This is a genomic window from Sphingobacterium sp. IITKGP-BTPF85 (assembly GCF_001006065.1).
GTDB lineage: Bacteria > Bacteroidota > Bacteroidia > Sphingobacteriales > Sphingobacteriaceae > Sphingobacterium > Sphingobacterium anhuiense.
This window is the reverse complement of sequence record NZ_ASZT02000035.1, coordinates 20,436-42,722: the sequence shown is the minus strand read 5'-3', so window position 1 is coordinate 42,722 and position 22,287 is coordinate 20,436. Positions and strand designations below refer to the sequence as shown.

Genomic DNA, 22,287 nt, shown 5'->3' with positions numbered 1-22,287 from the left:
AAATCGGAAACTTGCACGATCGTTTCCTCCTGTAATCCCTAAATCAGCAGAGTAGGTCGGGGTATTTTTATAATATTTGTCATTCCAGTTTGAGGGACCAAAATAAGCTGTATTAGTTGAATCTCTTAAATAGCTGGCATAATTATCATACCGCTCTTGGTTGCCATATTTTTCGTAAAATGGTTTTCTAAAATTATTCTCATAAACACCATTTACAGTATACACTTTGGGTGCAGTAACATATCCAAAATAAGAATTTAAGCTAATTTCTCTTAAGCCTGACTTTGCTTTTTTAGTCGTGACATAAATAGCCCCATTTACTGCATTTGGACCCAATTTAGCAAGTTCAAAAGGATCCTTAATAACTGCAATGGATTCAATATTACTAATATCAATTTGCGAAAATAAATTAGTAGCAGGACCGATGCGGTTGTAATCGTATTTTTGTACGTCAAATGCAAAGGGGTTTTCTTGTACCATGGGCACCCCATTGAGATATATGGCAGGTTGCAAAGCATAGACATCCCTTTTAGAAAACAGGACACCAGAAGCACCTTGTACAATCATACTCTGCTCCGTGCCTGGCTCACCATTTGGTTCTTGAACATAGACACCAAGAAGATTTCCTTTGACGATCTGTTGTAATGAAAGGTTAGGAACAGGAATGACCGATCGGATGTTAATGGTATCCCGAATCGTCTTAAATTTCTGCATGGCCTTCATCATCTGGCCAATCGTATCTGTTTCAAAATTATTGCTGGAAAACTCACCTTTACTTGTATCTCTTAAAACACTGGACTTATTGGTCGGTAATTTCAAGTATTTTTGGTTAGCATGTAAAGATTGTGATCCAACAACAGCTAAAAACAAAGCAAAAGAAACGCTTGTGTAATTTTTAACCATTATTTAATTTAATTTAAGTTTTGATAAAATTATTCAACATAAATCGTTCTCAAGATGAATTCCTCAAGATAAAATGCATAGAAAAGCCAGGAAGAAAAACGGATGTTTTTTACCTAAAAATATATAACTAAAAATAAAATCACCTATAAGTGCTAAACAAAACACTATTAATTAAATTATACGGGCAATTGATTATTTACAGTCATAAAGTCAATTACGATAGAGACTTCTTAACTTTTGCTAAATTTTTACGAATTAATAAATCTAGGTACTCTTTTCATTTGATTTCATTTGGTTTTTTTAAAATTTAAAATTGGTATTATTATGATTTTTATAAATCGGTTAATGATAAATATGCGTCCGTTTTGGCAGCTAATAATTGTTAGTATGTAACAATAATATAATAATAATATTGTTATTCCATATTCCTTATGAACGAAACCGTTTGCGTAAAATGAGCAATCGATTGCATTTTTCACCACCCTCTTTATGTGTAACATAATTAAAAATATAATAAATATCCTTTCATTTTATAATCAGTGTTTTAGCTAAAAAAGCAAAATCTACCATGTATTCATTACTAAAACGTTTTTAGCACTAGATTTAGTTAATTACAATTTTGAAGCTACGATTTAATGGTCAAACATATTAATGCTGTATGGATGGTTTTGTAAACTATTTTAAAAATATCAAGAGAGAATCTAGGAATGAAATGATATTTTTCACTTTTCCAAGAAAATATACCGCTAAGTTTACTACCAGAATTCTTATTATCTTTTATATGGTTCATTAGAACAAAAAAAATCAACAAAATATCATCACTCAGTTATTAGGGTATAAATAAAATATTTGCAGCATCTATCTGTGGATTTTTCAATTCTTAAAGTTTATAAGTTATTTATTTTGATATCGTTCACATTCGTAAATGAGAAATAATAATACAGCTCACATAATTTATTCAGTTGATTCCCAACACTATGCAAATCACCAATTTAACATTAATTTAACACTATTTGTAATCATTCTAAATTCATCTGTTTGACAGATTTTTGACATATAGCAAAAGCTTTTAAACTACATTTGCAGAGTTAAAATTAATCGAGGGTATTGCTTTGAAGAATCTTAAGGTATTAGCATTCACACATAAACACGTAGAACTTAAAGATTTAGGTAATCTAGTTATTTGTAATGAGGAGTTAGAAAGTAGACTAATGAATCTAAAACATAACATGGATATTCCTGAAGTATTCTATATTGGAACTTGTAACCGTGTTGAATTTGTGTTTTATGGTGCTCATGACTTAACGAATGAATTCATTGCGCAATTTATGGAGAAACTCAATTTCTGTGTCCCTCAGGAAAGATTGCAATGTTATTTAGGTCAGGTGAACAAATATGAGGGTATGGATGCGTTAAATCATCTTCTTCGTATGTCATGTTCTCTTGAAAGTTTAGTTGTTGGTGAGAAGGAGATCTTAGCACAGGTCCGTCGGGCATACGAAAGATGTCGAGAGGCTGGATTTACCGGTGACTTCCTACGCATGCTAATGGACCGTCTGGTAAAAACAGCAAAAGAGGTCTACACCCACACTAAAATATCCAGAAACCCAATTTCTGTTGTTTCTTTAGCATACCGCAAATTAAAAGAAATTAAATCTGTTGAGAATCCAAGAATTCTGATTATCGGATCTGGGGAAACCAATCAAAATTTAGCAAAGTATTTTCAGAAAAAACAATCCAGCAATTTTGTAATTTTTAACCGTACGGTTGAAAATGCGCAGAAATTAGCTACTGAACTCAATGCTGAAGCCTATCCTTTATCGGAATTGATCAACTATAAAGGTGGATTTGATATTCTCATTACCTGTACAGGTGCTACAACGGCCATCATTGATAATTCCCTATATCAATCTTTATTAAATGGAGAAATGGATAAGAAAATCATTATTGATCTTGCCATTCCAAATGATATTGATGCTGAAGTTTTAGCCAATAATGCGGTGCACTATATTGAGGTTAGTTCCCTACAAGCGATTGCCAACAAAAATATTGAAGAACGTTATAGTGAACTGTCTAATGCTGAAAAGATTATTTCAGACAATATTCAAGAATTTTTACCTATCATTAAACAACGACGTGTTGAAGTTGCAATGCGTCAGGTTCCACAAAAAATTAAAGAAATCAAATCTTTTGCATTAAATGAAGTTTTTGCGTCGGAGGTTCAGGCCTTAGATCCGGAAGCGCGTGATGTATTGGAAAAGATTATTAATTACATGGAAAAAAAATACATCAAAGTTCCTATGGTAATGGCTAAAGAGATTTTAGTCAAAGTAAACGAAAATGGTGTTAATTAATTAAGAGCGACTTAAAACTCTTTTTCACACTGCATTTGGATTTATTCTGACAGTAACGTGTCAACAAATCAATACTATTTATTTATTTTTGCCTATCTTAATTATTAAAATAAGGTAAAGTATATAGATTGTGAATAGAAAACTTATCATTGGTACTCGTGGAAGTGCACTTGCGTTATGGCAAGCAAACTTCATCAAAGATCGGCTGGCTGAAATTGGCATTGAATCTGAATTAAAAATCATCAAAACTCAAGGTGATATCATTCAACATCTCCGTTTAGATAAACTCGAAGGAAAAGGTTTTTTTACCAAAGAATTGGAAGAAGAATTACTTTTGGGAACCATTGATCTAGCTGTTCACTCTCATAAAGATTTACCTACTGTGAATCCTCCTGGATTAATCATTGCCGCAGTATCTGAACGTGAAAACCCTGCAGAACTATTAATTATTCATAAAGATTGTGTAGATATTAAGAAACGTCTTTCTTTAAAACATAATGCCACTGTGGGTACATCATCTAACAGACGTAAAGCACAACTTCTTCTATAAGACCTGATCTTGAATTTACAGATTTACGGGGTAATTTACAGACCCGTATGCAGAAACTTCGTGATGAGCAGTATGATGCCATCATGTTAGCAAAGGCTGGTATTTCGAGAATCGATATGGACATCTCGGATTTCCATATTGAGGAAATTCCTCCTGTTGAACTAGTTCCTGCTCCTGCTCAAGGTGTACTGGCTATTCAGATCCGCGAAATTGACACAGAATTATTTCAAGCTCTTCAGCCAATTAATAATGAGGAGGTACAGAAGACCATCGCCGTTGAACGTAAAGTATTGAATCTATTTGACGCTGGCTGTCATGCTCCTCTTGGTGCTTATTGCCGTAAAGTGGGTGATACGTACGAAGCATGGACTTCTATCGCAGATACCAGTGATGATTTTCCTGACCGTTTTTATGTGAAAGGAACTGATCCGGCACTATTACCTGAAATAATTTTCTCTAAGTATGCGAAAGATCGGGTATTACCAAAATCTGTCTTTATAAGCCGGGATCTGGATGAACATTCTTATTTATCCCGCTTCTTTGCAAAGCATAATATTCAAGCTGATGCACGCTCTTTAATCAAAATATTTCCAATAATAAATAAATTGGATCCGTTTATTTTAAAGCATGTGGACTGGATTTTCTTCGGCAGTAAAAATGGAATTGAACATTTCTTTAGCTTGGAGCCACGACTAAGTAAAAAGACTAAAATTGCAGTAGTTGGACGTGGATCTGAGGAGACTTTGCGCAATTTGACCGTGTTGCTGATTTTTCTGGCGAGCAGTCCGGAATTAACATGGAAGAAATCGGGGCTAACTTTGCAGCACTGGCAAATGGTGGTACGGTTTTAATTCCTCGAGCAAAAGGTTCTTTGGAAACAATTCAAAAAGCGCTTAGTCCAGAAACCAAGGTGATCAATATGCCTGTATATGAAACTGTGCTTGAGGATAATGTCAATGCAACAAGTGCTGAGGTCTTAATATTTACAAGCCCGAGCAATGCTGAGGCTTATTTTGTGAATAACTTAATTGAACCTGAGCAACAGGTGATCTGTATTGGACGCTCTACGGCTGCTATTTTTGATGAAATGGGTCTTTCCTATACGCTGCCTTATTCACCAGATGAAATTGGCTTAGCTGAGGCCATTTTTGGATTAGACTATAAATCATAATACGATTGGAAGGATTTAACATTCTTCCAATCTTTTTTAATACATATAACATGTTACAACGTCCGAGAAGAAATCGTAAATCTGCTGTGATTCGCGATATGATTCAAGAAAACCACTTAAGTACCGCTAATTTGATCTTTCCACTCTTTATTGTAGAAGGTCAAAATCAAAAAACTGAAATTTCATCTATGCCAGGTATCTTTCGTTATTCGATTGACAACTTATTGCGTGAAATTGAAAGCTGTTTAAAACTTGGATTAAATTCATTTGATTTATTTCCTGCTGTCGAAGAATCTTTGAAAGATAAATTCGCAACTGAAAGCTACAGAAAAGGTACGCTATATCTTCAAGCAATCGAAGAGGTCAAGAAAAATTTCCCTGAAGCTTGTGTCATTACTGATGTTGCTATGGACCCTTATAGTTCGGATGGACATGATGGTATTGTAGAGAATGGAGAAATCCTAAATGATGAGACTTTAGTTGTTCTGGGTAAAATGGCTTTAGCACATGCGCATGCTGGTGCGGATATTATCGCTCCTTCGGATATGATGGATGGCCGTATTGGTTTTATCCGTAATATTCTAGATGAAAATGGTTTCACCAATGTGTCATTGATGTCCTACACGGCAAAATATGCTTCTTCATTCTATGGTCCTTTTCGTGATGCTTTAGGTTCTGCTCCTAAAAAAGGTGACAAAAAGAGTTATCAAATGAGTTATGCTAACAGCAGAGAGGCATTAATCGAAGCGCAATTAGATCTGGAAGAAGGTGCTGATTTTTTAATGGTAAAACCGGGTCTTCCTTATTTGGACATCATTAAATCATTACATGATAATTTTGATTTGCCTATTGCTGCGTACAATGTCTCCGGCGAATATGCTATGATCAAAGCTGCTATTGGTAATGGTTGGTTACAAGAAACCGCTATATTGGAGACTCTAATGAGTTTCGTCGTGCAGGTGCTACTGCAATCTTAACGTACCATGCTAAAGAAGCTATAGAAAAAGGTTGGATTAAATAAACAACTTATTAAATAACAGATGAAGCCCAAGGATAATCCTTGGCTTCATCTGTTATAGCTAAGTCCTCATCGTGATAACATCTAGATGGTGTTTTGTATAATGCTATTCCTTACACTGAAATGAGAGATTTTAGTAAATAATTGGATACTTTTGTCCTGTAAATTATAATCAATATGACACAACAAAATAGCGCTCACACGAAAACTGCTGATATTTCTAGGGAGAAGTCGGCACAACTTTTTGAAAAAGCGAAACAATATTTTCCTGGTGGCGTAAATTCACCAGTACGTGCCTTTAAATCTGTTTATGGCACCCCTTTATTTATTGAAAGAGGAGATAAAGCTCATATCTGGGATGCGGATGAAAATGAGTTTATCGATTTTTGTTGTTCTTGGGGTCCACTTATTTTAGGTCATAACAACGATCAGATTCGTGAGGCAGTAATGGCACAATTAAGCAAAGGTTTAAGTTTTGGAGCACCTACTGCTCTCGAAAATGAGCTGGCTGAATTGATTATTTCTAACAATCGATTTATTGAAAAAATCCGTTTTGTAAGCTCAGGTACTGAAGCTGTCATGTCGGCTATCCGCTTGGCTAGAGGGTACACGAAACGTGATAAGATTGTTAAGTTTGAGGGTTGCTATCATGGACATTCGGATTCTCTTTTGGTAAAGGCAGGATCTGGATTGGTTACTTTTGGTGAAACTTCTTCTGCTGGCGTTCCTAAAGCATTTGCTGATGAAACCATTGTCATTGCATTAAATGATAAAGAGGCGTTGGCCGCAGTTTTTGATCAATTTAAAGATCAGATTGCTGCTGTTATTATTGAAGGGGTTCCTGCCAATAATGGTCTTTTACTCCAGACCAAAGAATACATTCATTATTTAAGAGAGATAACAACACAAAATGGAGCCTTACTTATCTTTGATGAGGTGATCACTGGTTTCCGATTAGGTTTTGAAGGTGCTGCCGCTTATTATGATGTGCAACCTGATATCATTACCTATGGAAAAATTATCGGAGGTGGTATGCCGGTTGGAGCTTACGGGGCATCTAAAGAATTGATGAGCTGTATTTCTCCTGATGGTTCTGTTTACCAAGCGGGAACATTATCAGGTAATCCAGTTGCAATGGCTGCCGGAATCGCCACATGTAAAGTCTTAACACAGCCCGATTTCTATAAAAACCTGAATGCAAAAACGGAGTCATTCGTTTCTGAAATACGAAACTATATTGAAGAAAAGAATTATGAAGTAAAAATCTTTACGATTGCTTCGATCTTCTGGTTTGCTTTTACAGATCAAGAGGCGATTTTGAAAGCGAGCGAAATTGATCCAAATTCGATGGAATTATATAAATTGATGCATCGTGAATTGCTGAATCGTGGTATATACTTTGGCCCTTCTGGTTATGAGGTCGGCTTTATCTCGCATGCGCATACAGATGAAGATTTAATTACGGCTAAAAGACATATTTTCGCGGCATTGGATTTAGTTTTCGGGTAATCGTGAACTTTTTCATAAATAATCTGTTTATATTTATTGAATGATCAATCAATAATAATTATGAAAAAAATATCTTAAGTCTGTTGCTGCTGTTTTGGCTATCACAGGAACATTAGCTTCTTGTCAAAATACCGCAACTAAAACAACAACGGGACAGGATTCTACTGTTTCTACTGATACAGTTGCTGGTACTGAAATAACCGTAACACCAGTCTCGGACTCGAAAGCATTTCCTGGTGCTGACTTGAAAATTGCCTCTATTACATCTGAAAAGGTTGGAACGGATTCGGCAAAAGTAACTGTAAAGTATGCTGTTAGTAATTTTAAACTTACTGAACAAACTGCTCATGAGCATCATATGGCAAATTCTCATGATGGTCAACACATTCACTTTATATTAGACAATAAACCTTATGCAGCTCTATATAAACCAGAAAACACGGTTACTTTAGCGCTGAATTCGGAGCATTATCTGATGTCATTCTTATCTCGCTCCTACCATGAATCAATTAAGACAACTGAGGCTTCTAAATTGGTTAAATTTAAGATTGACAAGGATGGAAAAGTAGTTCAAGATGCAGCAGTTACAGCTCCATCATTATTCTATAGCCGTCCAAAAGGTGAATATAAGGGTGAAGATACGAAAGTATTATTGTTAGACTTTTTCTTGGTCAACACAACTTTAGCCGCTGACGGCAATAAAGTATTAGCGGATGTGAATGGGAAACAATTCACATTGGATAAATGGGGCCCATATGAAATAAAGGGCTTACCTTTAGGGGATGTGAAGGTAAAATTGACACTAGTGGATAAGGATGGTAATGCCATCACTGGTGACAATGTTTCTGTAGAAAGAGATATCAAATTATTAGCACAATAAAAGCTAATAGCATTATAAAAAAGGCTTCAAGAATAATCTTGAAGCCTTTTTTATGAACAATATATTATGTTTAAAACCCTACACTCTTCAAATTTAACCCTGCTCTTTCATCTAGACCAAACATTAAATTCATATTTTGTACGGCTTGTCCTGATGCGCCTTTCAACAAATTATCTGTTGCATTCAAGATTAATAATTTGTTACCGTGTTTTTCTATATGAATAATACTTTTATTTGTATTAACAACTTGTTTTAAATCAATATTTTTACGACTCACATGGGTAAAGGGATGTCCTTCATAATAAGCTTCGTAAAGTTCATAAGCCTGTTCTTCAGATAAATCTGAATCGACGTATATAACTGAAAATATCCCTCTTGCAAAATCACCTCGTTGCGGAACAAAATTGATTCTCTCGGCAGCTCTTTCTAGTAAGGATTGATCTGACTGAGGAAGGAATCCATCCTGCAATTGTGCTAAAGATTCCGATATTTCCTGCAAATGCTGGTGTTCAAAAGATTTATAAGCGGATAGGTTATTATTGCGCCACGAGAAGTGTGTAGTCGCGCCTGGTTTCTGTCCTGCTCCTGTAGATCCTGTTGTTGCATTCACGTGAATCTGACTCGGTAATAAACCCTTATCTGCCAATGGCAAAAGAGCCAATTGGATATTTGTTGCAAAGCAACCCGGGTTTGCAATATAGTGAGCTGTTTTAATTTTATCTCTATTCAGTTCAGGTAAACCATATACAAAATTCTTACCGTTGTACGCCGTATTCGCTTTCAAACGGTAATCTTGTGATAGATCAATTATCTTCACAGAAGGATCAATTGGATTTTCATCCAAAAACTTACGAGCATCTCCGTGACCTACACATAAGAATAATACATCTATATCTGAATGAAAATCTGAAGAGAATGTTAATTCCGTATCACCAAATAGATCATTGTGTACTTCATAGATTTTATTGCCTGCATTGGAGGCACTATTGGCAAATACAATTTCAACTTCCGGATGATAAATCAACACGCGTAATAATTCTCCTCCAGTGTACCCTGCTGACCCTACTATTCCTACTTTTATCATTTTTTAGTATTTAGATTTTAATTGTCCTACGATGCGATGGATGGGCTACTAATTTAAGATATCCAAGGACACATCTATCGGTCCAATGTATGTAAAAAATGGATCCCTATCTCAAATGGTGAGCATGGGATCCATTGTATTTTAACAAAGAAATAAGTGCCGAATTCGAATTAAACGAATTACAATAATGCTTACTTTCCGTTAACTTTATGCCAAATAATGGTTTGATTACCAAATATTTTAGAGAATCCTTTTACATCGTCACCTGTATATCCAGCGTTCATTTCACCGTATGTTCCAAATTTATTAGACATTAAATCATATTCCGATTCGATACCAATAACGACAAAGCGGTAAGGGTGTAACTCGATAATCACTTTTCCTGTTACAGTTTCCTGAGTAGATTGTAAAAATGCCTCGATATCACGCATTACAGGGTCGTGCATTTGTCCTTCGTGCATATAATTGCCATAAAACCCTGCAATCTGATCCTTCCAAGATAATTGCCATTTAGTCAACGTATGTTTTTCTAAAGCATGGTGTGCTTTTATCAAAATAACGGATGCAGCTGCCTCAAATCCTACACGGCCTTTAATACCAATAATGGTATCTCCTACGTGGATATCACGACCGATACCATAAGGTTGTGCCAATGCTTGTAATTCTTGAATTACACGTACCGCATCTAATGCTTTTCCATTCAATGCTGTTGGTTCACCTTTTACAAAATCAATCGTAATCTGCTGAGGTTCTGTAGAAGTTACTGGTGTTGGCCAAGCGGAATCTGGTAAATACTGATTGGATGTTAATGTCTCTGCTCCTCCTACTGAAGTACCCCAAAGACCTTTATTAATCGAGTATTTAGCTTTCTCAGCTGAATATTCAACACCATGTTTATTTAAATATTCTATTTCATCTTCGCGTGATAATTGCAAATCACGGATTGGCGTAATAATTTCCACTCCTGGAATTAAGGTATGAAAAATCATATCAAAACGTACCTGATCATTGCCTGCACCTGTAGATCCATGCGCTACACATTCTGCTCCAATTTTCTTAGCATAATTGGCAATAGCGGTCGCTTGACAAACTCGCTCAGCGGATACTGATAATGGATAAGTTGCATTTTTCAATACATTACCAAAAATCAAATATTTAATAGTTTCGCGGTAATAGTCTTCTGTTTCATCAATAGCTGTATGCGACTTTACGCCTAAAGCATAAGCTCGCTCTTCAATCTGTTTTAATTCCTCATCGGAAAAACCTCCTGTGTTAACTACTACTGAGTGAACTTCTAAACCTAAATCTTGTGTTAGATAAATACAACAAAATGATGTATCTAACCCACCACTGAATGCTAAAACTACTTTTTCATCTTTTTGGATTAATTCATTGATAAACCTCGGAATGAGACTTAAACAAAAATATAAAAAACTTAAAACTCCTTAACTACTTTTTTACTCTTATGGAAATTAGCTGCAACAAACTTCTTTGCTGATTTCCATAATTTTGCTTCTATACGTTTCAACAACGATTGTTTCTGCGTAATACGCTCTAATCTTTCTTTTGCTTCTGCTTTTCGCTGAATTTTTTCTTTCAATTCGCGTTCCTTATCAACAGGGTCCCAAAGCATAGCTGTACACATACAGTTTTTACGATCCTTACTTAATAGGATATCGTAATTCACACAACTTTGGCATCCTTTCCAAAATTCTTCATCTTGTGTGAGCTCGGAATAGGTCACAGGTTCATAACCTAGTTCTGAATTAATTTTCATAACCGCCAAACCTGTCGTTAAACCAAAAATCTTTGCATGTGGATACTTTTCGCGAGATAAATCGAAGACTCTTTTTTTAATTGCTTTGGCTAAACCTACTTTACGAAATTCAGGATTGACAATTAAACCAGAATTGGCAACATAATCACCATGTCCCCAGGTTTCAATATAGACAAACCCAGCCCATCTTCCATCCTTGTGTAAAGCAATAACGGCTTTACCCTCAATCATTTTATTAGCAACATATTCTGGCTTGCGACGTGCAATACCAGTACCTCGAGCTTTTGCAGACTCGAACATTTCATTGCAAATCTGCTCAGCATATGCAACATGCTCAGGTTTTGCGGGAATAATTAAAAATTCTGAAATAGTCATTGACTTACGACCCAAATAATAAAACTAACAACCGAAATTGCGTTTTGTTATGAAAAAACAATTAATAAAATCGTGGAGCGACATCATCGGACCTGATGATATTACTGAAAAGAAAGATCACTACCTCATATCAAGCCCGAGGTAGTATGGGTCGTCGAAAGCGAAGAACTGGAATCTGCCTAAAAATAAAAGAACAATACCTCTTACCAACAAACTTTTTAAAAGCATGTAGCAAAGAGAATTTTAATGTATTGTTATTCTTCATTTCTAGTTATCGTCTTCTTAAAGGACGTTGCAAATGTATAAAATAATTTTTTTCTTTTCTGCAATAATAGTACGCATTTTTTATAAAATGACAAAAAACCACAAAAACTTAAAACCACTCAACTTACAACTTATAAATCAATCACTTAAATCATTTTATTGCAATGAATAACTGATGAATAAAAAAACCAATCTGGTAACAAATGTCTAGAATCATTAATAACTTGCTATCAATACTAAAAAAAATAAAGAAATAGAAACTTTTAGTATTCTCATTAAAATTAGATAATTTTGTGCTTCATCGGTGATCTTATAAAGTTCGCCATTAGTACACAACAGCATATGGACACTCCTAGTATCATTTTTTATTGCATTTTCGGGATCCCTTACTTTATTTTTATGTATTGGTTAGTTAAACAAGATAAACAAAAATATGCTTGGGGAATTGCACTTATCACAGTAATTGCTGTTCTCGCAATATATGTTTCGCAAAAGGCGAGCAAGGTTGCGATGGATAATTATCAACAACATCAAATTGATTCTAGACAAATCGAACATGATGAAAAAGTCGATAGTTTAAATCATAAATAATAAAAGCGCCTTTCAGGCGCTTTTATTATTTATGATTTACTTCTCTATATGCTCTAAAGCAAATAGAAATGCATAGTTTAAAGCAATATCTTTGAGATAGTCAAATCGTCCGGATGCCCCACCATGACCGTACTCCATATCCGTTTTAAGCAGTAACACATGATTATCAGTTTCATCTTTCTTAATTTCGCGACCCACTTTGCCGGCTCAAAATATTGAACCTGACTATCGTGCAATCCTGTTGTGACTAATATATTTGGATATTCCTTTCCTTCTATATTTTCATATGGGGAATAGCTCTTCATATAATAGTAAGCTTCCTTTTCATTAGGATTTCCCCATTCGTCATATTCATTGGTTGTTAATGGAATGCCTTCGTCCAACATCGTATTCACGACATCCACAAAAGGAACTTGTGCAATAATACCATTCCATAGATTTGGTTCCATATTGGCTATCGCTCCCATTAAAAGTCCACCTGCACTTCCTCCTTGTGCATAAAGATGTCCCAAGCTTGTAAATTTCTGATCAATTAAATAATGACCACAAGAAATAAAATCTGTAAATGTATTGATCTTATTCATCATTTTACCTTCTTCATACCATTGTCTCCCCATCTCCTCACCTCCTCGGATATGTGCTATTGCATATACAAAACCGCGATCTAACAAACTCAATCGAGCACTATTAAATGTAGGATCTATCGCGTATCCATACGAACCATATGCATATAATAGCAAAGGTGCCGAACCATCTTTCTTAATACCATTTTTATAGACAAGAGAAATGGGAATAGCAGTACCATCACTTGCTTTTGCAAAAATGCGTTCCGTACTATATGCATGCGTATCATAGCCCCCAACAACCTCTTGTTGCTTCAATAAGATTTTTTCCCTAGTCACCATATCGTACTCATAAGTCGATAAAGGTGTTACAAGCGAGGTATAGCCGAAACGTAATTTTTGTGTATCGTATTCAACATTAGTACTGGGATAAACTGTATAAGCTACTTCTCCAAAATCAAGATAATACTGTTCTTCATTTTGTAAGTTGTGTATAGCTATTTGAGACAATCCTTTTTTCCTTTCGGTAACGACCAAATAGTCTTTGAATTCATCTACCTCACTTACTAATACATCTTCTCGATGTGGAATAAATGCTCTCCAATGTTCTCTACTAGTCATACCAAGCTGACACTGCATAACCTTGAAATTTTTTGCTTCGTCATTTGTTACAATGAGAAAGCGATCTTCCAAAGCTGTAACATGGTACAGCACATTTTTCATTCTTGGTTGAAACACCTGAAAATTTCCAGCTGGGTCATCAGATTTCAGATAAAAAACTTCTGATGAAAGCGTTCCTTCTGATTCAATAAATATGTATTCACCATTCTTTGATTTTCCGACACCTATGTAATTGGTATTATCAATTTCTTCATAAACGGTTACATCATCATCTACAAGGGTTCCTAATGTATGTCTATTAATTTTTTCACTTAATAATGTAACTGGATTTTTTGCCGTATAGTAAAGCGTTTTATTATCCTCAGCCCAAGTAGAGTTTCCTGATGTTTTTGGTATTTCGTCTTTATAGATTTCACCCGTCAGTAGATTTTTAATGAAAATGGTATATTCTCTTCGTGATACGGTGTCGACACCAAAAGACATTAAGTTGTTATCGGGGCTTACCGAAAACCCTTTAGCAGCGTAATACGCATAACCTACTGCCATGGCATCAATATCGAGCAGAATCTCTTCGCTCGCATTAAGCTCATCCTTTTTTCTACAAAACTTAAAATACTGCTGCCCATCTTCTGTACGGGTATAGTAATAATATCCATTTTTAAGATAAGGAACAGATTCATCTTTTTCTCTAATCCGTGCTTTCATTTCCTGAAACAATTGCTCCTGCAATTTTTCCGTTGGCTTTAGCACAGCATTCGTATAATCATTTTCTTTTTTTAAATAATCAATTACCAATTCAGCGTCAGGCCCCTCCTTAAAGAAATCATTCATCCAATAATAATCATCGATCACTTGATCGTTGTGAATGTCTCTCTTATGTGGTTTAATCACTGCTAAGGGAGCTTGAATACCTTTTGTATTTAATTGTTCTGAAGTATATTGCTCTGCTCGTGCTGTTCCTATTATAGCGCTTAAAATAATCATATTTCTAATTTTCGTAATGATCAAAAGACTGAATTAATCAAAGAATTCAGAATTATGTAAAGGTAAAAATACGGATGTATCAGTATTATTTAGTAAAAATTAACATTTTAAGCATCATACTAGCATTATATTTGCAGATCGTAACCACATCAAAATATCAAAAGATGAATTTAAAAAGATTACTGTATGTATTTGCTATTGGATTAACCCCCATTTTGGGCTACGCTCAGGAGAATAAAAGTGTGCCTGAAAACTGGTTTAATCTGGATTATGAAAAAGATGGTGTACTGGGCATAAGTACAGAAAGAACTTACGAGAGTTTACTAAAAGGTAAAAAATCTACACCCGTTATTGTAGCCGTTCTGGATGGCGGTGTTGATGTCAATCATGAGGATTTAAAAAACATAGTCTGGATTAATTTGAAAGACAGTATCTCGAATGGAGTTGATAACGACAAAAATGGATTCATTAATGATAAATATGGCTGGAATTTCATTGGTAACGCAACTGGTGAAAACGTGCATTTTGATAATTTGGAATTAACAAGACTGATCCGTAAACATGCTCCAAAATATGATGGAGTAACGGCTTCGACCGTTATGACCGACCAAGAAAAACGTGCTTACAATGCTTATTTAAAAATGGTAGATGCCTATAATGAGAAATTGGATGAAGCAAAATATGGTGCACTAAATTATGTTGCATTGAAAGAGAACATAGATAATCTTATCAAAAGCATTAATAAGGATAAGTCTGCGATAACAACAGCAGATCTAGATAGTCTCAATCCTCCGGGCAACCGTCAAAAGATTGCAATTAGAATTGCGAAAGAAGAAATTGAGAAAGCTGGCGGATTTAAAAAGTTTTATGATGATTTAACTGAAGGCGCAAATTACTTCGGAAATCAAGTCGCCTATCATCTTAATAAAGAATATGATTCACGTTCTATTGTTGGTGATAACTACGATGATGCACGTGAATATCATTATGGAAACTCGGATGTTACAGGTCCTGATGCACTTCACGGAACACACGTAGCCGGTATCATTGCAGCTGATCGCAAAAATAATATTGGCATTAAAGGGGTCGCTAACGATGTAAAAATACTTTCAGTTCGCCTAGTGCCAGATGGAGATGAGCGTGACAAAGATGTCGCAAATGGCATCCGCTATGCTGTTGATAATGGCGCTAAGGTTATTAATATGAGTTTCGGAAAAGGATACGCTTATAATAAAAATACGGTAGATGAGGCAGTAAAATATGCTATGTCAAAAGATGTTTTACTTGTTCATGCTGCAGGTAACGACAGTGAGGATAATGATATTTCACCTAATTATCCGAATAAATTTTATACAGATAGCTTAGGTGCTATAACAGGCGTTGCAGATGCATGGATTACTGTTGGTGCGACAGGGCCTCGGAAAGATGATGAGCTGCTGGCAAGTTTTTCAAACTATGGTAAAGCTTCCGTGGATGTATTTGCTCCAGGATTATATATCAATTCAACTGCTCCACACTCTGAATACAAAGAAGAACAGGGTACAAGTATGGCTGCACCTGTAGTTGCCGGTCTTGCTGGTATGTTACGTTCTTACTACCCGCAGTTATCAGCTCTTGAGACAAAAGATATTATCATGAACTCTGTTACAAAGTTAGATGATTCGGTTCGAATTAAACTGGAAGATGGTTCTTATAAGACAGTCAAATTAGCTGATATTTCTATTTCAGGCGGTATAGTTAATGCTTACATGGCTGTGCAAAAAGCAAATGAATATCTCATTAAAAAGAAAAAATAAAATATTGACATAATATTTGCATCTTGTTTTACGTTTTACTAATAAATTTAACAGTAACAACAAAGATTGCGTATGGTCGAAAACTTTACAACAGAAAATGAAGTTAAAAACATCGAAACAGAAGTAAAAATCTCTGATGAGGATGTGGAACAACAATTAAAACTTCAGCTACCAAAATCATGATGAATCCAAGTGATTCCTGTATTGATAGAATTTTGAATTACTCAAAATCTGTAGTCAACAAAAAGGCTTAGTCGGGAGATTAAGCCTTTTCTATATTTTAAAAACTTAACTATCTTTGATAGATATGTTGAAAAAAGATAGATATAAAGCTTTTGTAGAATATTTTTCTAAAAATAGCCCAGATGCACAAACAGAATTAAATTATAGTAATCCTTATGAATTATTGGTCGCTGTAATATTGTCTGCACAATGCACAGATAAACGAATCAATCTGGTGACCCCTAAACTTTTCCAACAATTTCCAACTGCCGAAACTTTGGCGAATAGTAGTGCTGAGGAAATATTCACGTATATCCGTTCAGTAAGCTATCCGAATAATAAAGCGAAACATTTGGTTGGAATGGCCAAAATGCTGGTTGATGTATTTGATTCTACAGTTCCTGAAAAAATTGAAGATTTGATAAAACTACCCGGTGTCGGCAGGAAAACGGCAAACGTCATCTCTTCAGTGGTTTACAATAAACCTGCAATGGCTGTTGATACACATGTATTTCGCGTTAGTAACCGGCTTGGTCTCACGAGTAAAGCTACAACTCCACTTGCTGTGGAAAAACAATTGGTCAAATATCTGCCTGTTGAAACCATCGCTATTGCTCATCATTGGCTTATATTACATGGTCGCTACATTTGCTTAGCCCGAAAACCTCAATGTGACAAATGTGCCATTACTTACATGTGTAAATATTTTGAAAAAACGCACCAAGTGAAAGAAATCAAAGAAAAAGTTAGTTAAAAACAGTAGACTAATTTTTTTAGTAAAAATATTTTGCAAATTAAAAACTATTCCTTACTTTTGACTTAACAATACTAAGAATATGAGCAACCCAGATAAATTAAAAGCATTACAGCTTACATTAGATAAATTAGAGAAATCATATGGCAAAGGCGCCATTATGAAATTAGGAGATACTACTGTTGATCCCATTGAATCAATCTCTACAGGTTCTTTAGGTCTTGATATCGCATTAGGTATCGGAGGCGTTCCTAAAGGTCGTATCATTGAGATTTACGGTCCTGAGTCTTCTGGTAAAACAACCCTTGCAACGCATATCATTGCTGAAGCTCAAAAATCAGGCGGTATAGCTGCTTTTATTGATGCTGAACATGCTTTTGACAAATACTATGCGCAGAAATTAGGTGTTGATGTTGAAAACTTATTAATTGCACAACCCGATAATGGCGAACAGGCTTTAGAAATTGCTGATAATCTAATCCGCTCTGGAGCTATTGATATTATTGTCATTGACTCCGTCGCTGCTTTAGTACCTAAAGCAGAAATTGAAGGTGAGATGGGGGATTCCAAAATGGGACTTCAAGCACGTTTAATGTCTCAAGCTTTACGTAAATTAACAGGTACAATTTCCAAAACAAACTGCTGTTGTATTTTCATCAACCAGCTCCGTGAAAAAATCGGTGTTATGTTTGGTAACCCTGAAACAACGACAGGTGGTAATGCATTAAAATTCTATGCATCTGTACGTCTTGATATCCGTCGTACTTCTCAGATCAAAGATTCTGATGAAGTATCTGGTAACCGCATAAAAGTAAAAATTGTTAAGAATAAAGTAGCTCCTCCATTCCGAATCGCCGAATTTGATATCATGTTCGGAGAGGGTATTTCAAAAGTTGGTGAAATCATCGACTTAGGTGTTGAATACAATATCATTAAGAAAGCTGGTTCATGGTTTAGCTATGGAGAGACAAAATTGGGACAAGGTCGTGATGCTGTAAAATCATTATTACTTGACAACCCGGATTTGGCGGATGAACTAGAAGCAAAAATCAGAGCTGAAGTTGCTGGCGTAGATCCAAATCTCGTTTTAGAAGAAGGTTAATTTTTTCGTTACATATAGATTTTTAATATAGCCATTCCAAAAGAATGGCTATATTTATTTACTAAAACCTATGCTAATGAAAAAGTATATTCTTTCTTATTTTATTCTTTCAATTTTATGTTGCAGCTCGCTTCTACTTTCGGCACAACAATTAAAGATATTAACATACAATATCCATCATGCTAACCCTCCTAGTGAAAGTGCCGACGTTATCAATCTAGATACTATCGCATCCATTATCAAAAAAACAAATGCAGATCTAGTTGGTCTACAAGAAATTGATGTTAACTTAGATCGATCCCAAAATATTGATCAGGCAAAGAAATTAGCTCAACTCACAGGTATGCACTACTTCTTTTCTAAAGGAATTAATCTAGATACGGGTGAGTATGGGACTGTGATCCTTTCGAAATACCCGATTGTTAAAAGTGAACGTTTCGAACTTCCATCACCAATTGAAAGTGAAAAGAGAAGTTTAGGCATAATCCATATCAATATAAAAGGAAAAGTAGTCAAGTTTGCTAATACGCACCTTGATTTGAAAAATGAAAATAGACTTGCGCAAACGGCTTTTATCATTGACAAATTTAAGAATGATAAAAACCTCGTTATTCTAGTTGGTGATCTAAATGCAACACCTACAGAACAACCAATCCGTAATTTAGAGCAAATATTTACACGCAGTCAAATCAAAAATGGATTTACAATACCTGAAGTAAATCCTGATCGTGAAATTGATTTATCATGATAAATAAAGGAAGTCAGTTTAAATTTAAAAATCATCGCGTTTTATCTGAAACTTATGCAAGTGATCATCGACCTGTATATGTTGAAATTAATGCCCAGTAATAGCTCATGAGTATCAATAGAAGAAAATTTATAGAGGCCTTAACCTTAGCGGGCATAACATTACCAAGCATCGGTTTGGCTGAGGAAAAAAAAGAACTTAGCGACAACGAAAAATTTGATTTTATCGTACCAGCATATTTGCAAAATCAAATCAATAAGAGTATAAGTATCTTTTCCATTTTAAGCAGGCCTGCATTTGCATGGTTGGAGATCTTAGACGACAACAACCAGGTAATTGACAAGATATATCAAAGCGAAGATGGTATGTTAGAGGCTAATACTGACTTATTTAAATTTACTATACAGGAAGCGCCTAGAGTCTTTAAATATAGAATAGTAGCTAAAGAAGTTCTTAAATTTGAAGCTTATAAAATTGTTTACGGAGAGGAAATTAAAACCAACATTCTGCCAAATTAGCTGAAAAAGATCAGGACAAAATTAGATGTTTGATATATAATGATGTACACGAAGCGAAAGATACATATAAGGATTTAGTTCCAAGCCATAATATAGAAGCATATGATTTTTCTATTCTAAATGGCGATTCTTTTCATTATGTTACAAACCAAAAAGATATAACAGAAAAACTGCTTCAACCCTTTTCATTTTTTGAAACCAGCAGGCCTTTTATCATGAATCGCGGTAATCACGAAACAAGGGGTTCATTTTCTCGTCTTTTCAAAAAGTTATTTGGCTATCCTGAAAATAAATTTTATCAATCCTTCAAATTGGGCCCTATTTACTGGATTCTATTAGACAGTGGGGAGGATAAACCAGATACACATGAGGTGTATGGAGGAACTGTAGATTATGACAATTACCGTAAAGAACAGGCTATTTGGTTAGAGAAAGTTTTGCAATCGAAGGAAAGAAAGGCCTCTCAGCATACCGTTGTTGTCAGCCACATTCCTATTTTTCACTCTGATGACTGGCACGGAACATTACATAACCGCTCATGCTTTCATCCATTATTTCAGAAGTATAAAATTGATGCGATGATTACAGGACATACACACAAATATGGGTATTATCCGCCTGACAAAGATCATAATTATACGATCTTCATCGGTGGCGGTCCAAAGGTTGGAGAACGTACAATAATAGATGTGAACGGTGATAAGAAATCGTTAGATATAAAAATGATCAAAGATAATGGAGATGTATTAGGTCATCTTAAAAAGGCATAATTATTACTAATTATTGCACGTAAAAAAGGCGTTTACATAGTAAACGCCTTTTTATAAAATTAATAATCGCTCTGATTACTCACCTTCTTCTAAGAAAGGATATTTATAGTTTGTATCTGGATTAAAGGTTTCTTTAATCGTACGTGGAGATACCCAACGCAATAAGTTGATCATTGATCCGGCTTTATCATTTGTACCAGAACCACGTGCACCACCGAATGGCTGTTGCCCTACTACGGCACCTGTACACTTATCATTAACATAGAAATTACCTGCTGCATTACGCAATGCATATGTTGCCTGTGCGATTGCATAGCGATCTTTAGCGATAACTGATCCTGTTAAAGCATAAATAGAGGTTTTATCAACGATTTCTAATGTTTCTTCCCATTTCTCATCTTCATAAACAAAAATTGTCAAAACTGGCCCGAACAATTCTTCTGACATTGTTTCATAATCTGATTTTTTAGCCACAATAACAGTTGGAGAAATGAAGTAACCTTTAGATTTATCATATGTTCCACCGATCACAACTTCAGCATCAGCAGATTCTTTTGCACGATCAATATATTTTGAAATCTTATCAAATGATTTCTCATCAATAACTGCATTGATGAAATTTGTAAAATCTTCTGTTCCTCCAATTTTGAATGAATTCACATCTGTAGTCATAGCATCTTTCAATGCTGGCCACATCGATGCAGGAACATAAGCACGTGAAGCAGCTGAACATTTTTGTCCTTGATATTCAAATGCACCGCGACTAATGCTGTATTAGTTACTTGCAAATCTGCTGTTGGATGAACTAAAATAAAATCTTTACCTCCAGTTTCACCAACTATTCTTGGATATGTCTTGTAAAGATGGATATTCTCACCGATTGTTTTCCAAATATCTTGGAAAACTCCTGTAGAACCTGTGAAGTGGATACCAGCAAAATCAGGATGTTTGAAAATTACATCACCTGCGTCCGGTCCAGATACATATACTAAGTTAATAACACCTGCCGGCAAACCTGCTTCAATAAAAATCTCCATTAACACTTGCGCAGAATAAATCTGAGCATTAGATGGCTTCCATACGACAACATTTCCCATCATAGCAACACATGATGGTAAATTACCAGCAATAGCTGTAAAATTGAATGGTGTCAAAGCGAATACAAAACCTTCCAAAGGACGTTGCTCTACGCGATTCCATACACCTTTTCCTGATACTGGTGGTTGCTGTGCATAGATTTCAGTCATGTACTGTACGTTGAAACGTAAGAAATCTGTAAACTCACAAGCTGCATCAATTTCTGCCTGATAAGGGTTTTTTGACTGCGCTAACATGGTAGCAGCATTCAACTTATAACGATATTTGGTCGATGCTAGTTCTGCTGCTTTCAAAAAGATTGCTGCACGGTCTTCCCATGGCAAATTCTCCCAATCACTTTTAGCAGCCAAGGCGGCATTAATGGCATCAGTGACATGACTTTTAGTACCTTGACTATATTGTCCCAAAACATGTTGGTGATCGTGTGGAGGATTGATAGATACTTTATTATCAGTACGGACTTCCTTTCCGCCTATATACATAGGTACGTCAACTTGCTTAGCACGAGCTTCATCAATTGCCGCTTTTAATAATTTGCGTTCTTTTGTTCCAACAGCATATGAGTACACTGGCTCATTTGTAGGTGTCGGTACATTAAAAAATCCTTTTATCATAGTAATAATTTTATATTTTCA

At 35.3% G+C, this 22,287-nt stretch carries 15 protein-coding genes and 3 pseudogenes; 12 read left to right on the top strand and 6 right to left on the bottom strand.

Annotation, left to right across the window (positions count from 1 at the left end):
• Positions 1-903, bottom strand: a 903-nt coding sequence (locus L950_RS09410; protein ID WP_031289386.1) for a TonB-dependent receptor, incomplete at its 3' end; no start/stop codon positions are given.
• Positions 904-2,015: 1,112 nt separating this feature from the next.
• Here L950_RS09410 and hemA point away from each other — a divergent pair.
• From hemA to L950_RS09385, 5 genes and pseudogenes are all read left to right on the top strand, one after another.
• Positions 2,016-3,257, top strand: coding sequence for a glutamyl-tRNA reductase (hemA, locus tag L950_RS09405; protein WP_031289384.1), 1,242 nt, complete (start codon positions 2,016-2,018; stop codon positions 3,255-3,257).
• A 130-nt stretch (positions 3,258-3,387) separates the two neighbouring features.
• A pseudogene (hemC, locus tag L950_RS09400) lies at positions 3,388-4,978 on the top strand (hydroxymethylbilane synthase).
• 50 nt (positions 4,979-5,028) lie between these two features.
• Positions 5,029-5,999: pseudogene (hemB, locus tag L950_RS09395) on the top strand (porphobilinogen synthase).
• A 174-nt stretch (positions 6,000-6,173) separates the two neighbouring features.
• The gene (gene hemL, locus L950_RS09390; RefSeq protein WP_021191931.1) at positions 6,174-7,505 is read left to right on the top strand and encodes a glutamate-1-semialdehyde 2,1-aminomutase; all 1,332 of its coding nucleotides are present in this window, start codon (positions 6,174-6,176) and stop codon (positions 7,503-7,505) included.
• Between the two features lie 94 nt (positions 7,506-7,599).
• Positions 7,600-8,385 carry a hypothetical protein gene (locus tag L950_RS09385; RefSeq protein WP_021191930.1) on the top strand — a complete coding sequence of 262 codons (786 nt, stop codon included), beginning with the start codon at positions 7,600-7,602 and terminating at the stop codon, positions 8,383-8,385.
• Between the two features lie 70 nt (positions 8,386-8,455).
• Here L950_RS09385 and argC read toward each other — a convergent pair whose 3' ends face one another.
• The 3 genes from argC to L950_RS09370 form a co-directional block, all read right to left on the bottom strand.
• A complete protein-coding gene (gene argC, locus L950_RS09380) occupies positions 8,456-9,469 on the bottom strand; it encodes an N-acetyl-gamma-glutamyl-phosphate reductase (protein WP_021191929.1) in 1,014 nt (337 codons plus the stop codon).
• A gap of 191 nt (positions 9,470-9,660) precedes the next feature.
• Complete coding sequence (argG, locus tag L950_RS09375; protein ID WP_031289383.1) at positions 9,661-10,854, bottom strand: argininosuccinate synthase; 1,194 nt, start codon at positions 10,852-10,854, stop codon at positions 9,661-9,663.
• 50 nt (positions 10,855-10,904) lie between these two features.
• Complete coding sequence (locus L950_RS09370; protein ID WP_021191927.1) at positions 10,905-11,621, bottom strand: N-acetyltransferase; 717 nt, start codon at positions 11,619-11,621, stop codon at positions 10,905-10,907.
• Between the two features lie 606 nt (positions 11,622-12,227).
• On the opposite strand from L950_RS09370, the gene L950_RS09365 reads away from it, so the two are divergent.
• A complete protein-coding gene (locus tag L950_RS09365; protein WP_031289381.1) occupies positions 12,228-12,476 on the top strand; it encodes a hypothetical protein in 249 nt (82 codons plus the stop codon).
• Between the two features lie 77 nt (positions 12,477-12,553).
• On the opposite strand, the gene L950_RS09360 is transcribed toward L950_RS09365, so the two are convergent.
• Positions 12,554-14,644: a S9 family peptidase gene (locus L950_RS09360; protein WP_231577024.1), complete on the bottom strand. Its 2,091-nt coding sequence runs from the start codon at positions 14,642-14,644 to the stop codon at positions 12,554-12,556.
• A gap of 164 nt (positions 14,645-14,808) precedes the next feature.
• On the opposite strand from L950_RS09360, the gene L950_RS09355 reads away from it, so the two are divergent.
• From L950_RS09355 to L950_RS09335, 6 genes are all read left to right on the top strand, one after another.
• Positions 14,809-16,440: a S8 family serine peptidase gene (locus L950_RS09355; RefSeq protein WP_021191925.1), complete on the top strand. Its 1,632-nt coding sequence runs from the start codon at positions 14,809-14,811 to the stop codon at positions 16,438-16,440.
• Positions 16,441-16,747: 307 nt separating this feature from the next.
• Positions 16,748-17,416: an endonuclease III gene (gene nth, locus L950_RS09350; RefSeq protein ID WP_021191923.1), complete on the top strand. Its 669-nt coding sequence runs from the start codon at positions 16,748-16,750 to the stop codon at positions 17,414-17,416.
• Between the two features lie 82 nt (positions 17,417-17,498).
• Complete coding sequence (gene recA, locus L950_RS09345; RefSeq protein ID WP_021191922.1) at positions 17,499-18,518, top strand: recombinase RecA; 1,020 nt, start codon at positions 17,499-17,501, stop codon at positions 18,516-18,518.
• A gap of 76 nt (positions 18,519-18,594) precedes the next feature.
• Positions 18,595-19,266: an endonuclease/exonuclease/phosphatase family protein gene (locus L950_RS09340; RefSeq protein ID WP_021191921.1), complete on the top strand. Its 672-nt coding sequence runs from the start codon at positions 18,595-18,597 to the stop codon at positions 19,264-19,266.
• Positions 19,267-19,373: 107 nt separating this feature from the next.
• On the top strand, positions 19,374-19,784 hold the full coding sequence (locus tag L950_RS26285) for a hypothetical protein (RefSeq protein WP_052764377.1): 411 nt from the start codon (positions 19,374-19,376) through the stop codon (positions 19,782-19,784).
• 29 nt (positions 19,785-19,813) lie between these two features.
• Complete coding sequence (locus tag L950_RS09335) at positions 19,814-20,554, top strand: metallophosphoesterase family protein (RefSeq protein ID WP_052764376.1); 741 nt, start codon at positions 19,814-19,816, stop codon at positions 20,552-20,554.
• Between the two features lie 75 nt (positions 20,555-20,629).
• Here the strand turns inward: L950_RS09335 and pruA are convergent.
• Positions 20,630-22,266 (bottom strand): annotated as a pseudogene (gene pruA / locus L950_RS09330) (L-glutamate gamma-semialdehyde dehydrogenase).
• Positions 22,267-22,287 lie beyond the last annotated feature (21 nt).